This window comes from Legionella feeleii, from assembly GCF_001467625.1.
GTDB lineage: Bacteria > Pseudomonadota > Gammaproteobacteria > Legionellales > Legionellaceae > Tatlockia > Tatlockia feeleii.
Genome location: NZ_LNYB01000008.1, coordinates 65,225 through 78,561 on the forward strand (window position 1 = coordinate 65,225; position 13,337 = coordinate 78,561).

A 13,337-nucleotide genomic window follows, 5' to 3' on the forward strand; every position below is an offset into this window, starting at 1 on the left:
CATCTTTTATGTGATACGTGATTAGATACTTTGCCTAAGTTGTACAGTGGCCTCCCTTTCTTTTGATAGTACGTAATAAACGGATGAGAATAAATCAGTGATGTTACCGAAATGAGTTGGATGTTAGATACCTGATTGTAGTAAAAAATGATTAATGATATCGCTAACAGGCTTGGCAAGTCCGAGCTGGTTGAGCTCAGTTGCAGCGAACCAGTTTCCCGGGCATTCGTTAAGCACATTTTTCTTGCTGGTTGTTTTCAGCGCTAATGCTTTGATATATAAATGAAAGTGGCTAAAGCTATGTTTAAGTGTTAGTAACTCTGTAGGCTGCTGACTCGTTAAGGCATAGTGTTTTGCTATATAGTCTCTGGGGCAAGTTGCAGTGTTATCGATGATTGGCAGGCACCAAAGCCCTCCCCATAAACCGGATGGCGGTCTTTTTTCAAGGTAAATTTTATTATTGTCCGTATAAAGTAATAAAAACTGTTGCTGCTTGACGGGCAGGCTTTTCTTTAATTTTTTTTGAGGATACAAAGTAGTCTTATCATGAATATTTGCCAGACAGGTCTTTCTTACTGGACAGGAAGCGCAATTAGGCTGTCTGGTTGTACAGCAAGTAGCGCCTAAGTCCATAATAGCCTGCGTATAATCGGCGCAACGTTGTGTGGGCATGCACTGATGGGCCAGTTGCCATAACTGTTGCTTCACAGCACTCTGTTCAGGCCAGCCATCAATTAGGAAATAACGGCATAGGACACGTTTGACATTACCATCCAGAATAGCTGTTGGTTGATTAAAAGCTTGTGAAGCAATGGCTGCTGCGGTAGAAGGGCCGATACCGGGTAAGGCAACCAGTTCTGCCAAAGTAGCAGGAAATTCACCTGCATATTCCTCACAAATAATTTTTGCCGTTTGAGAGAGGTTACGGGCTCGGCTATAGTAGCCTAATCCTGACCAATGGGCTAAAACCTGATCTTCAGGCGCTTGAGCCAACTGCCAAATATCGGGAAAACTGTCTATAAAACGGTTGAAATAAGGTATGACCGTTTTAACCTGAGTTTGCTGCAGCATAATTTCAGAAACCCACACTCGATAAGCTGAGCGTGGATGTTGCCAAGGTAAATCTTTGCGTCCATGCAAATCAAACCATGCCAATAATGGATTACTGAATTGCTCTTGTATCACGGTTATTACCGCTAAAAATGATTGTTTGAAGTTGTTGTTGAATTTGTTTAACCGGTTTTACTATGGTTTCAACAGGTTTCACCAACGTTTCCTTGAGCCAAGCTTTGGTCAATATGGGATTAATTTTTTTTAAATCGGGTAAAACAATAGGCTTTGTTAAAGTGCCTTGAACTAAAATAGGGAAACTGCCACCCAGAATCTGTTGAATTTTTTCTACTTTTTCATCGGTTAAAGCAACTTTTGCAAACAGATGACTATCGAGATTGTAGTCTTTTAAATTCAGTATACCTTCCCCTTTTAATTGTAATTTTTCGGCTTGTAATACCAGGGAATTGCTTTGCAACGTAGAGTCTTGGAGTTGATATTGGAAAGTAAGTAATTCAAAACGTGTGTTTCCTTTGAACATATTAGGATCATCAAATTGACCTAATTCCAGGGCTTGCTTTGCATCTTTCTTTTTACTGGTCATTAATTTGTTGATTTTATTGCTTGTTTCATCAATAACTCTATCAAGATTAATTGATTCAACCACACCGTCTTTGATTGTTAGGCTGCCATTACCACTGGTGTGATCTGGCCAGTTAGCGTCTTGCATATTGGTTTGAGCATGGATGGAGAAATCCACACTGCCTTTAAATAAACGTTTCTTAACTAGGTCATAAAGGAGTTTACTACTATCAAGATTGGTAGCAGTTTGATTAACAGTTAGTTTTTTGCTGGCAAATTCATAACGAAGATCGCCAACGGATTGGCCATTATACAAACTCAAAGTTAAAGGATTTAAATGAAAAACACCAAGCTTGGTTTTTGCATTGGCACTAATTTTATTTATTTTTAGCTTTTTAAGGCGAACATCCTGTAAGGACAATTGACCTTCCAGGGGAAGGTTTTGCAGTGCCATAACAGGATTATTAAATAAAGACGCTGATAGGGCGCTACTACCCTTGAAAGTAATATGTGCTTTTAAAAGAGGTTCATTAGCCTCTGAGACATCGAGTGTTGTTTTTAACTGGAGAGGGAAAGACTTTTTCTGCAGATTAAACTGTTCTGCTCCTATCTGTAAGCCAGAAAAAATTATTTTTTTCTGATTTTGAACAATAACAATCTGACCACGGCTTAATAAAAATCGCTCAATAGCAAATTGTTCCGTCATATTATTGGTTTTTGCACCATTATTACTTTGTTTGTTTTTCTTAAGTTTAGCTGGTGGTTGAGAATCTGGATTGATAGTAACGTGGAAACCGTCAACATTTAATTCGCTAAAAACCAATTTACCGCGTAATAAGGGAGTGATTTTCAAATGAAAAAGAAGGTTTTCCAGTGTTACTGAATAATTTGCGTTATCGTTTTCATTCCCTATCTGCACACCAGTAATTTTAATACCAGGGCGAGGGAATATCTGCCAGGAAATATCACCATTCACGAGACTTTTGCGTTCGGTCAAGGTGCTCAATTGGGAGCTGACATAGGATTTGACTGTTTCGGGCTTTATTGATTTTGCTAATGCCCATAAAGTGATGACAGTGATTACAAGAAGAAGCGCTAAGCCAGTAACCAGTTTTTTTAAGAATTTCATGTTCGAATAATTGGGGATAAAATGGCAAGCATATACATAATGCGGGTCATGTCAAGTTAAAAACGATTAAAAAAAAACCAATATTGGATGTTGCTATTATTTTACAAGGAGTTTAATCTGATAGCCTTCCCTGAAAAAAGTGGGAAAGGGCGTTGATTTGTGCTTTTAAGTTGTACTCAGGATGAGTCAATAAAGTCAAGGAGAGCGTCATGCAACGAAGTGAATGGGAAATTATAGTTCTTAAACCAACGGCTGTATTTTTATCATTCCTGTCATCGCAATTACCCGACCTGGAATTGCCTGAATTAAGCCTACTACAAACTGACAATACAGCTTATGTCATTTCGAGACAAGATAGCGAAGAAGCTACTTTAAATGAGATTGAGCGCCATTTCCCTGCCATGTTCAGATATGAAATAAGTCGTTGGGCAGGGAAAAACATCCTCAGTCGGATTGAAGGTACTTTTCTCGATTTTTTATGTTGCTTCAAATTTGAGTTGCATTCACAAATAGTTCTTATGGAGTCTTCAGTTGCTGAGGGGCGGCAGTTATTACGCATTAAACCTCGCTCTGTATTATTGAAGTGGATGAGAACTACTGTGGACGAGAAAAATGAGATTGTTACCGCTTTAGAACGCATCAATTTATCTCACCTTGCTGAAAACGCCACAGTGATTATTAAAAATTTTGCCAAATTGGCAGATGTGAAACCTTTTCTTAAACACTATTACCGCCCCATTTTTGAAGCCGAAATGTTACGGATGTGTGATAGCGCTGAGGAATGGCCTGACGTTGAGTCATATCAGGATTTTTGCCATTATTTTGCAGTTAATACTCACAGCCAATTGATTCATTTGCATTAATGATTTTAGTGATAAAGCTATGAAAGCTCTGTAAGCATGAGCGCGCGGTTTAGTTTATTAACAAGTAGATTAAGGGCTTAAAATAAAAAAATACCTTTGTATGATGAATGGTGAAAATAATCTCGAATTGGTGTTATAATGTCCATCTTAACAACGGTTGTGATTGTTGGTATTCAATCTTGGTATTTTTATTTATCTATTATAAATGAGTATAATTAGATCAACTAACCTAAAGGATGAGCCAAGTGGTCTACATTAAGCGAGATAAGCAAGGTAAAATATGTGCACTTTATGCACGGTCAGCTGCTGGTACTGAGCAAATGGATATGGATGCTCCAGAAGTACTGGAATTTCTTAATCGCTGCGATAAAGAGAATCGTTTTAAATTAACACAATCAGATTTACAGCTAATTCGTGTATTGGAAGATTTAATAGAAATATTAATCAGTAAAAATGTGATTACCATTACTGATTTCCCTCAAGTGGTAATTGATAAATTAGTAGAGCGTCAACGTATTCGTAAGCATTTAACTGGCGCAGTAGGAATGGAGTTTGATAATGAGATGTAAGTTGTTAACGTTATTTTTAAGTGGTTGTGTGTTTTTTGCTGGATCCCCCTCTTATAGTACAACGCTTGATGAGTTATTGCCGAATGAGCGTAATACAGTTGAAATATTTCAGAAATTTTCACCCAAAGTAGTGTATGTACATCGCCTGGCAACAGTGAAACGCTCTTACGAGCATATGCAAGTGAAAGCTGGTGCTGGTTCGGGGATTATATGGGATGCAAAAGGTCATATTGTTACCAATTTTCATGTGGTCAATGGCGCAGAGCGTTTGGCAGTCAGTATTGGTAATTTAACAGTTCCTGCTCGAGTAATCGGTACCGAGCCTCGTAAGGATATTGCTGTGCTTGCTATTAGCTCGCCGAAAGTATTGGAATTATTAAAATCTTATGTACCTTTTGAATTGACTCATACTCACGATTTAATGGTAGGACAAAAAACAATTGCGATAGGCAATCCTTTCGGTTTGGATCATAGTTTGACTGTGGGTGTTATTTCTGCATTAGGGCGCCAAGTTCCTGGAGCTGGGGGTGTGGCCATACGAGATATGATTCAAACGGATACCTCTATTAATCCTGGTAATTCGGGTGGGCCCTTATTAGATAGTAAAGGGCGTTTGATAGGTTTAAATACAGCCATTTATTCAAGTTCTGGTTCGTCAGCTGGTGTTGGTTTTGCCGTACCAGCTGATGATATTGCCCGGATTGTTCCACAAATTATCAAAAATGGCCGGGTTGTGTTATCTGGTATTGGTATTCAGCGAGTTGAACCAACTATAGCGCAACGTCTGGGTGTGAGTAAGGGTATTTTAATCGCAGATGTGATACCCAATACGCCTGCTGCTTTGGCAGGTCTGCGTGGAACTGGGAGGGATCATTTGGGTCGTATGCATCTTGGCGATATTATTGTCGCTTTAAATGGCCACCCGGTGAAAAACTATGATGCTCTTTATAATCTGTTTACTGATATCAAGGTGGGTGAAAAAATAACTCTAACAACGCTAAGAGGTGGTAAACAGATTAATCATAAAATGAAAACGATTGATATTGCTGCTTACTAAGCCAGTTAAAATCCCCTGGCAGTATAGTGCTCAGGGGATGAAATTAATTAATACCATATTGAGATTGATAAGCAAGCAAACGCTCCACTTCTTTAGATTGCCCATGCTGGCGCAAGTAGTTGATTAAATCAAACAAGGTGATAATGGATAATACGCGAATACCTTGCGCCTCAATTTCCGCAAGAGTAGATTGATTCGTTATCCCACGTTCACAGCGATCAAGGGCAATAACAACGGTTGTAAGCTTGCCGCCGTTTTCGGCAATTAAAGCTTGTGATTCGCGAAAGGCTGTGCCCGCTGTGATGACATCATCGATAATGACTGTATTACCATGCAGGGGAGCGCCTATGAGTTGTCCTCCTTCTCCATGCGTTTTAGCCTCTTTGCGATTAAAAGTAACGGTTATATCTTTTCCTAGTTCAGCAAGGGCGATAGCTGTCGCAGTTGCAAGGGGTAGGCCTTTGTAGGCAGGACCAAACAAATGTTGGAAATCAATACGATGTTTTATTAATGTCTTGGCATAAAATTGACCGAGTTGACGCAGGGCTTCACCTTGATAAAACAGTCCTGCATTAAAAAAATAGGGGCTTAGGCGACCAGATTTTAATGTAAACTCACCAAACTTTAAGACTTGGCAATCGAGGGCTAAGCGAATAAACGTTTCTTTATAATTATCCATTTTAACATCCTATAAAATAAATCAAGCAAATCCGCATTCAATAATCAATTCAAAGTAAGATACTTGATAAGCATAAAGGCTTAATTCGAAGATTTTAAAAAAAATCGTTAACAATCAATAAAAAACTGTTATGCTAATCAGAATGCTTGGGCACTCAAGCATTGTGATGTATCCATTGTAGCGCAAATTAAGAGGTATTTGCGGCATTTCTTTTATAGTTGCCCGCAATTTGAACTGCGTGGATGCTGAAATGTTTGCCCTACCGCTTTAGGTAGAAGAGTTTAAGAAGGGGATAGTGAATGTCGCAAAGAGAAACTGGCCATGTTAAGTGGTTCAATGAAAAAAAGGGATTTGGATTTATCGTCAATCAACAGGGCGATGATATATTTGTGCATTACAAAGATATTCAAGGTGTTGGGTTCAAAACCTTACATGAAAATGATTCAGTAACTTTTATTCTTGATAAAGGTCCCAAAGGGTTCAAAGCACAAGATGTTATAATTGTTAGCGAATAATTATTAAGCAAGTCAGGCTGATGTGCCTGGCTTGATATTTATCGTTAATGGTTGGTTTGGATTCCTAATCTAACTATGTCTTGACCTTCTGGGGCAAGAATCGTTACTATTCGCCCATTCTGGTTTATTTGAAATCAAGATACGAGGTTCAGCTCGTTATCGTCTTTAACTCAAGTATGAATTGTTTGGCTGCAAGATACGGCTGCACTGCAACTCAGGTGAATTTAATAATGAATAACCAAAGCGTGAACAACCTCTATAGCAATAACAAACCGTAGGAGTCGTGGAATGGAATCGGTGCAGCGAGTTGCAGTCATTACAGGGGCTGCCAGTGGTATTGGCCTTGCGTTAGCTCGGGTTTGTATCCAGCGCGGGATTCATGTGGTTATGGCTGATAATGCTGTTACCGCACTTTGTGATCGAGTTGAACAATTAAGTGCGCAGGCAAAGGTTGATGTTTTGGGCGTTGTTTGTGATGTAACAAAGCCCGAAAGTCTCCGGCATTTGGCAAAACAAAGTTATGAGCATTTTAACCGTATAGATTGGTTATTCAACAATGCTGGCGTAAGTGGTCATTTAGCCCCGATATGGGAATTAACAAATGAACACATTCGTAAAGTTATGGATATCAATTTGCATGGTATAATTCATGGCATTCAAGCTTTCTTGCCCTTAATGTTTAAACAAACTCATCGTGCCCATGTGATAAATATGGCGAGTTTTTATGGATTATGTAGCGGTTCACAAATGGCTGCTTATGCAATGTCTAAACATGCCGTAGTTGCGCTTTCCGAGTCGTTGTATTTTGATCTTAAACGTTTGGATAAACCCGTTGATGTATCAGTGATTTGCCCATCTTTTGCCAATACTCAGTTACTCGCTAATTCCGCTCCTTTGCATGCGGATAAGTTACACCATATGGTGGCTGATTTAGTGGCTCGCAGCCGACCTGCTGAAGATGTGGCTGAACACATTGTACGGGAAGTAGAAAATAAAACCTTTTATATTTTACCCGATAGGGAAGTAAAAGATTATTGCGAAGAACGCACCAAAGCTATTATCGAGCAAACAGAGCCGTATCAGCATAGTCTTGAAAAAATTATTGCCTCGTTAAGCAAACGTGCTATGGCAAACTAGATAGAAGCTTCCAAGCTATCAAACAAGGGATTGAAAATAAAAGTCTTGTATTGCTGCTCTAATAATCATTTTTGCAACTCCAAATCTCTACGCTGAAGAGTATAAACTTTACTGGCGTTGTTCTGATAAACATTTAGAGGCATTAGAGGCGCAAGGGGTTTTCAATGAGAAACAAATTGACTTGTATGTTCATTATGCTTCGCAGGGTGAAATTTATTTCAAGCTTCACCTGTTTAGTGTGAAAAATGAGGTTAATTTGCCTCTGGTGTAACCAGGAATGCTTAGGGTTGCCCGTTGATCCCTAAAGATTGCGACATTCACGATAATGAGCTTTAGTTAAATAACTACTAGTAAGAGTATTTGACTTCAATAGGCTTTCTTATTACCTTTGCGGGCAGAAAAATGATGGAGTAGTGAATGCCTGATCAAATATCTTATTTATTAAAAAAGAAAGTATTCTTACCCTTTTTTTTGACCCAGTTTTTTGGTGCTTTCAACGATAATGCTTATAAATTATCTATATTAACTTTGATAAGTTACCATTTAAGTACCACTCCAACTCAATCAGAGCATTACCAGGCTTGGGCTGGAGCCCTATTTATTCTGCCATTTTTTCTGTTTTCTGCTACTGCGGGGCAGCTGGCAGATAAATACGATAAAGCTAGAATGGCTCGATGGGTAAAATCATTTGAGGTTCTACTCATGATTGTTGGTGCCTTTGCCTTGTACTATCAAACTGTTTTTCTGATGATGATCGTTTTAACAGGAATGGGTATCCATTCAAGTTTTTTTGGACCGCTAAAATATGCCATTTTGCCCGATCTTTTGCCTCGCCCGTTATTACTTAATGCAACCGCGTTAATCGAGTCAAGCACCTTTTTAGCCATTTTGTTAGGAACTACTTTTGGTGCCTTGGTTATTGGAAGTACGGATGCCCATATAAGTTACGCAATAGTACTAACCAATATAATAGCAATTCTTGGTTTGCTTTCCAGTCTGCTTATTCCAAATACACCACCCAAAATAGAAACGTTGAAAGTAGATTGGCGTGTTTGGCATGCAACTAGATTAATGTTGAAAGAAACCATGCTAAATAAAAAGGTCCTGCCAACGATTTTTACTATCTCATGGTTTTGGTTGCTCGGTGCAGTTGTTCTCACCAAATTACCGGATTATATGCATTATGTTTTAAATGCTGATACAACTGTTTTTGCAGTTTTTTTAGCGCTATTTTCGATTGGTATTGCATTTGGATCTATTGCAATTGGGTATTTTCTGGGAGGAAAAATTACCTTAAAATATGTACCTTTGGCCATGCTGCTATTATCTGCATTTGCTATCGACTTGTATTTTGCGTCGCCTAAAGTCACTTCTACGTTACCTTTGCAAGAACTCTCTGTATTTTTTACTCAAATAAATAACATACGCGTTACTATTGATTTTTTCCTTTTTTCCTTTTGTGGTGGTTTATTTATTGTTCCTTTGTATACTTTCCTGCAGGTAGCCAGTGAAGATGACATGCGAGCCCGTGTAATCGCGAGTAATAATATCTTTAATGCCTTATTTATGGTACTCGGTTCGCTTTTGGTGATGTTTTTACTGTACTTACAATTAGGTATAACAGTTATTTTTCTTATACTCGCTATTTTAAATGCTATAGTAGCGATAGGATTGTGGTTACTATTGCGTAACTATTTTAAAAATTAAAACAGGGCTGTTTATCTATACTATCTTGTTATTTATGAGCTTGATTTTCTTTGCTGCACGGTGATGCTGGAATAAGACTCGCAATTGTCCAAGCCAGCAAAGTGTTAAATAGTTCCAGTTATATTTTACTATTTCATTTGTTTAAGGGATGCTTATGAATAGTTCTATCGCTCTTATTGTAAATAAAAAAGCTAAAAATGCCCCACAAATAACTAATTATCTTGCTGCATTCGATGATAACCAAATTAATTATTATTACTTTGTCGTTGAACCCGAAGATTTGGTAAGTACTATTCAAGATTGTATAAAAAAATTTAAGATTTTATTAGTGGGTGGTGGAGATGGAACAATTCGCAGTGCTGCCCAATATTGTGTTAATACCTCCACAATTCTTGGTGTACTTCCTCTTGGGACAATGAATCATTTTGTAAAGGAGTTATCGTTACCTGCAGATATAAATAGTATATTAGATGCTATTAAAAAACCTCACACTATAAAAATTGATCTGGCTGAAGTGAATGGGTTGGTATTTGTTAATAATTCATCGCTTGGTATTTATCCTCAATTTGCTCGAAGAAGAGATTATTATGCAAAATTTTATCATAAGTGGTTGAGTTATATACCGAGCATCATTCAGACTTTCCGCCATCATGGAACGTTTCAGATTGCGATAAAAAATGAAAATTTGGATTTATCACTGGATACTTCTTTTTTTATGGTTAGTAATAATCTTTACACTTATCAATTTCCTACCAAAATAGAACGTAGTAATTTCCAACAAGAGCTTCTTGGTATTTATTTTTTGAAGTATGGCAAGTTCAGTCTGGAAAAAATGATTCAACACGTTTTGGGAAAGAACAATAATTTTGAAATAATGAAATCTGCGACTCCAATTAAAGTAGAAGTGAAGAATAAAGAAAGAATCTCTATTTCTTTGGATGGAGATGCTGTAGTGACTGATTGCCCCTTGATTTATAAAATTATTCCTAAGTCTCTTCAACTGTTGACGAATAAATAATGAGAATAATCCACATTTCTGATTTGCATTTTGGAATGCATCAAGATCATATTAAAGAAGCTTTTTTAGCTGAATTGGCTTTATTAAAACCTGCAGTCATAATAATTTCAGGTGATTTGACCCAACGGGCCAAGGCATATCAATTTGAGTTATTGCAATCTTTTTTACGGTGTTTGCCAGGTGAAGTCCTCGTTGTACCGGGTAATCATGATATTCCTTTATACAATTTGCTTGGGAGAATATTTTATCCATTTAAAGGGTATAAAAAATACATTGCCAAGCATTTTAATGCTCAACTTTCTACAGATTCCCTTACAATTTTGGGCATTAATAGTGTTGATCCATATCAAATTAAAGATGGCCAATTATCATCAAAAGTAATCAAGAAAATAAAGCAATATTTCAGACTAGAGAAAAAAGCCGTTAATATCTTATTTTTTCACCATAATTTTGATCATATTGAAGGGTTACACAAACCTTTGGAAAATGAAATGGAGTTTCTCTCTTTTTTGCGCGGTAGTGATATTGATATAGTATGCACAGGACATCTTCACTATGCGCATGTGGGTTTAATCAGAAAAGATAACATGAAACCTTGTGTGATTTTGCATGCCGGAACCTTGTTGTGCACACGGAGTAAAGATGGTTTGAATAGTTATTTTGTTATTGACTTGGAAGGCGACCAATGTGCTATTGATTGGCGAGTTTTTGCTAAAGGACAGTTTTTATCGCGCAAAAATTATTCAATAAAGTTCTCTGAAGTAAATGCTCAATTAAGTAGTTAACCTTCATGCCTGGTAATAGCCAATAGTTGAAGGTTAACCATTTGATTCCAATTCGTTCTGTTATTCTATTTTTCCAACCAGTCTTGAGCGGGTAGAAAATCACTGTACAGGCTCGCCTCTGCCGTGTTTTCTTGTGGATGCCAGTCATATTTCCAATGCACTTCTGGAGGCAGTGACATTAAAATTGATTCAGCTCGTCCCCCTGATTGTAAGCCAAACAAGGTACCGCGATCATAGATTAGGTTAAATTCAACATAACGCCCGCGTCTATATAGTTGGAAAGCTTTTTCCCGTGGGCCGTAAGGCAGATCCATGCGCTTCTTGACGATTGGTTCGTAAGCTTTAATAAAATGATTGCCTATACTTTGCATCAAGCCAAAACTATGAGAAAAACCGCCCTCATTGAAATCATCAAAAAATAATCCTCCAATACCGCGCGCCTCTTGGCGATGTTTAAGATAGAAATATTGGTCACACCATGATTTAAAGCGCTGATAAAGATCACTGCCAAACGGTTGGCAGGCAGCAAGGGCTGTTCGGTGCCAATGTTGGCAATCTTCGCGAAAACCGTAATAGGGGGTCAGATCGAATCCGCCACCAAACCACCAAATAGGGGGGGTATTTTCTTTTTCAGCAACAAAAAAACGTACATTTGCATGTGAAGTTGGCACATAGGGATTATCAGGATGAATAACAAGCGATACTCCAAGAGCACTGAAATTGCAGCCTGCAAGTTCTGGACGGTGGCTGCTGGCAGACGGGGGAAGTTGCTCACCAGAGACGTGGGAAAAATTGACTCCTGCTTTGGCAAACACTTTTCCTTCATTAAAGACACGCGTTAAACCGCCACCACCTTGCGGTCTCGTCCACGAGTCCTCGTGAAATTGTCCTTGGCCGTCGAGTTCAGTTAAGGAGTTACAGATGTTGGTTTGCAATTGCAAAAGATAAGATTTAATTAATTCAATGGCATTTTCTGGTAGCTCTGCAGACTTATCTTTCATTTGATTACCTCTGATTTAATCAGGCATTCCTGGCACGATTATCAAGAGTTTCCCTATTCATTGAGTTATTAAGTTACTCGGTTAATAACATAAGCAACTTACTCTTAAATCGTGTTAATGACAATCATTGCGGGAAAATTTCATGAAACCTTATTATGGTTTGTGAGAGTCGGAGAATGAAAAGAATAGACTTCATTGGAACTGGACTGGCTACAGGGAGAGGTACAAGCGTAGAACTGGAGAAAGCTACAGGAGGATACGAGTACCGTATCGACGAAGCAATTCTCCTCTGCAGCGAGTTCGCGAAGATTCTAATGAATTGGCACAGCATTTGCTTGGCATGCTACTACATGGTTACAGGAGTAAAGGAATGGCATTTGATCTGGATAGTTACCTCGGCATACATGCGAAGGCATTAGTGCTTCGCGATCAGCGTTCATCGCAACTTGCTCATAACTTGGCAAATGTGAGTACACCTAATTATAAAGCTAGAGATATTGATTTTAATGATGTTTTAGCCCAGTCCATGTCATCCTCTGCTCAACAAATGGTTGTGGATAATCCAAACCATATCGATGGGCAGGCAAGTTTTGCAGGTCAACTTAAATATCGTACACCTAGTCATGTGTCATTAGACGGTAACACGGTTGATAAGGATTTGGAGATTACTGAATTTGCTCGAAATGCGATCTCTTACCAGGCAAGTTTAACTTTCCTGGATAATAAGATTAAGTCAATGATAACGGCGTTGAGAGGAGAATAATCATCATGTCATTGAATAACGTTTTTGACATTGCTGGTTCAGCGTTGGTTGCCGAAACTACACGCCTGGCAAGTAGCGCTAGTAATATGAGCAACGCCAATGTTGTAACGGGTAGTCCAGACGATACTTACCGGGCACAATACCCAGTGTTCCAAGAAATACAGGAAGAGAGTCAGCAATGGATGAATAATGAAGTTCGGGCAGGAGTCGCAGTCCCGCAAATTTATGAAAGTCAGGCAGAGCCTGTCAAACAGTATCAACCTAATCACCCACTGGCTGATAAAGATGGCTTTGTTTATTCACCCAATATCAATTACGTGGAAGAAATGGCGAATATTATTTCTGCATCGAGAGCCTATCAAATGGACCTTGAAATGCTTAATACCAGCAAACAACTAGGCTCAATCACCATTTAAATTGAATACAATAAAAAAATCCGTAAACTGTTATTTTTCACAATTTCAAGGGAATAGTAGTCAAAT

Annotated in this window: 14 protein-coding genes; 10 read left to right on the forward strand and 4 right to left on the reverse strand. The window is 38.4% G+C overall.

What is annotated here, in order from left to right:
• Positions 1 to 123: 123 nt before the first annotated feature.
• A complete protein-coding gene (mutY, locus tag Lfee_RS01000) occupies positions 124 to 1,191 on the reverse strand; it encodes an A/G-specific adenine glycosylase (protein WP_058443415.1) in 1,068 nt (355 codons plus the stop codon).
• A complete protein-coding gene (locus Lfee_RS01005) occupies positions 1,163 to 2,761 on the reverse strand; it encodes an AsmA family protein (RefSeq protein ID WP_058443416.1) in 1,599 nt (532 codons plus the stop codon). Before Lfee_RS01005 ends, mutY begins: the two co-directional genes overlap by 29 nt.
• Positions 2,762 to 2,970: 209 nt before the next feature.
• Between Lfee_RS01005 and Lfee_RS01010 the strand changes: the two genes are divergently transcribed.
• The 3 genes from Lfee_RS01010 to Lfee_RS01020 all read left to right on the forward strand — a co-directional run bounded on the left by Lfee_RS01010 (position 2,971) and on the right by Lfee_RS01020 (position 5,250).
• Positions 2,971 to 3,624, forward strand: a complete 654-nt coding sequence (locus Lfee_RS01010; protein WP_058443417.1) for a hypothetical protein — start codon at positions 2,971 to 2,973, stop codon at positions 3,622 to 3,624.
• 236 nt (positions 3,625 to 3,860) lie between these two features.
• Positions 3,861 to 4,193, forward strand: coding sequence for a hypothetical protein (locus Lfee_RS01015; protein WP_238584843.1), 333 nt, complete (start codon positions 3,861 to 3,863; stop codon positions 4,191 to 4,193).
• A complete protein-coding gene (locus Lfee_RS01020; RefSeq protein ID WP_058443418.1) occupies positions 4,183 to 5,250 on the forward strand; it encodes a S1C family serine protease in 1,068 nt (355 codons plus the stop codon). Before Lfee_RS01015 ends, Lfee_RS01020 begins: the two co-directional genes overlap by 11 nt.
• A gap of 43 nt (positions 5,251 to 5,293) precedes the next feature.
• Here the strand turns inward: Lfee_RS01020 and pyrE are convergent, their stop codons facing one another.
• Positions 5,294 to 5,929 (reverse strand): orotate phosphoribosyltransferase, encoded by a 636-nt coding sequence (gene pyrE / locus Lfee_RS01025; RefSeq protein ID WP_058443419.1) that lies wholly within the window; start codon positions 5,927 to 5,929, stop codon positions 5,294 to 5,296.
• Between the two features lie 299 nt (positions 5,930 to 6,228).
• Here pyrE and Lfee_RS01030 point away from each other — a divergent pair, with 299 nt between their 5' ends.
• The 5 genes from Lfee_RS01030 to Lfee_RS01050 all read left to right on the forward strand — a co-directional run bounded on the left by Lfee_RS01030 (position 6,229) and on the right by Lfee_RS01050 (position 11,091).
• Positions 6,229 to 6,444 (forward strand): cold shock domain-containing protein, encoded by a 216-nt coding sequence (locus tag Lfee_RS01030; protein ID WP_058443420.1) that lies wholly within the window; start codon positions 6,229 to 6,231, stop codon positions 6,442 to 6,444.
• A gap of 288 nt (positions 6,445 to 6,732) precedes the next feature.
• Entirely contained in the window at positions 6,733 to 7,581 is an 849-nt protein-coding gene (locus Lfee_RS01035) for an SDR family NAD(P)-dependent oxidoreductase (RefSeq protein WP_058443421.1), read from the forward strand.
• Between the two features lie 417 nt (positions 7,582 to 7,998).
• Positions 7,999 to 9,288 carry an MFS transporter gene (locus Lfee_RS01040; RefSeq protein ID WP_058443422.1) on the forward strand — a complete coding sequence of 430 codons (1,290 nt, stop codon included), beginning with the start codon at positions 7,999 to 8,001 and terminating at the stop codon, positions 9,286 to 9,288.
• Positions 9,289 to 9,442: 154 nt separating this feature from the next.
• Entirely contained in the window at positions 9,443 to 10,306 is an 864-nt protein-coding gene (locus Lfee_RS01045) for a diacylglycerol/lipid kinase family protein (protein WP_058443423.1), read from the forward strand.
• Positions 10,306 to 11,091, forward strand: a complete 786-nt coding sequence (locus Lfee_RS01050; RefSeq protein ID WP_058443424.1) for a metallophosphoesterase family protein — start codon at positions 10,306 to 10,308, stop codon at positions 11,089 to 11,091. The genes Lfee_RS01045 and Lfee_RS01050 overlap by 1 nt, the downstream gene beginning before the upstream one ends.
• 65 nt (positions 11,092 to 11,156) lie before the next feature.
• Here the strand turns inward: Lfee_RS01050 and hemF are convergent, their stop codons facing one another.
• The gene (hemF, locus tag Lfee_RS01055; protein WP_058443425.1) at positions 11,157 to 12,092 is read right to left on the reverse strand and encodes an oxygen-dependent coproporphyrinogen oxidase; all 936 of its coding nucleotides are present in this window, start codon (positions 12,090 to 12,092) and stop codon (positions 11,157 to 11,159) included.
• Positions 12,093 to 12,462: 370 nt separating this feature from the next.
• On the opposite strand from hemF, the gene flgB reads away from it, so the two are divergent.
• Both flgB and flgC read left to right on the forward strand, forming a co-directional pair.
• Positions 12,463 to 12,855, forward strand: a complete 393-nt coding sequence (gene flgB / locus Lfee_RS01060; RefSeq protein ID WP_058443426.1) for a flagellar basal body rod protein FlgB — start codon at positions 12,463 to 12,465, stop codon at positions 12,853 to 12,855.
• A gap of 5 nt (positions 12,856 to 12,860) precedes the next feature.
• The gene (gene flgC, locus Lfee_RS01065) at positions 12,861 to 13,271 is read left to right on the forward strand and encodes a flagellar basal body rod protein FlgC (RefSeq protein ID WP_058443427.1); all 411 of its coding nucleotides are present in this window, start codon (positions 12,861 to 12,863) and stop codon (positions 13,269 to 13,271) included.
• Positions 13,272 to 13,337: the final 66 nt, after the last annotated feature.

Bases quoted from the DNA above. Each gene is read 5' to 3' on its own strand.
- flgB (WP_058443426.1), top strand. From the start codon at position 12,463: ATGGCATTTGATCTGGATAGTTACCTCGGCATACATGCGAAGGCATTA.
- pyrE (WP_058443419.1), bottom strand. From the start codon at position 5,929: ATGGATAATTATAAAGAAACGTTTATTCGCTTAGCCCTCGATTGCCAA.
- hemF (WP_058443425.1), bottom strand. From the start codon at position 12,092: ATGAAAGATAAGTCTGCAGAGCTACCAGAAAATGCCATTGAATTAATT.
- Lfee_RS01015 (WP_238584843.1), top strand. From the start codon at position 3,861: ATGAGCCAAGTGGTCTACATTAAGCGAGATAAGCAAGGTAAAATATGT.
- Lfee_RS01040 (WP_058443422.1), top strand. From the start codon at position 7,999: ATGCCTGATCAAATATCTTATTTATTAAAAAAGAAAGTATTCTTACCC.
- Lfee_RS01050 (WP_058443424.1), top strand. From the start codon at position 10,306: ATGAGAATAATCCACATTTCTGATTTGCATTTTGGAATGCATCAAGAT.
- Lfee_RS01005 (WP_058443416.1), bottom strand. From the start codon at position 2,761: ATGAAATTCTTAAAAAAACTGGTTACTGGCTTAGCGCTTCTTCTTGTA.
- Lfee_RS01030 (WP_058443420.1), top strand. From the start codon at position 6,229: ATGTCGCAAAGAGAAACTGGCCATGTTAAGTGGTTCAATGAAAAAAAG.
- flgC (WP_058443427.1), top strand. From the start codon at position 12,861: ATGTCATTGAATAACGTTTTTGACATTGCTGGTTCAGCGTTGGTTGCC.
- Lfee_RS01010 (WP_058443417.1), top strand. From the start codon at position 2,971: ATGCAACGAAGTGAATGGGAAATTATAGTTCTTAAACCAACGGCTGTA.
- Lfee_RS01020 (WP_058443418.1), top strand. From the start codon at position 4,183: ATGAGATGTAAGTTGTTAACGTTATTTTTAAGTGGTTGTGTGTTTTTT.
- Lfee_RS01045 (WP_058443423.1), top strand. From the start codon at position 9,443: ATGAATAGTTCTATCGCTCTTATTGTAAATAAAAAAGCTAAAAATGCC.
- Lfee_RS01035 (WP_058443421.1), top strand. From the start codon at position 6,733: ATGGAATCGGTGCAGCGAGTTGCAGTCATTACAGGGGCTGCCAGTGGT.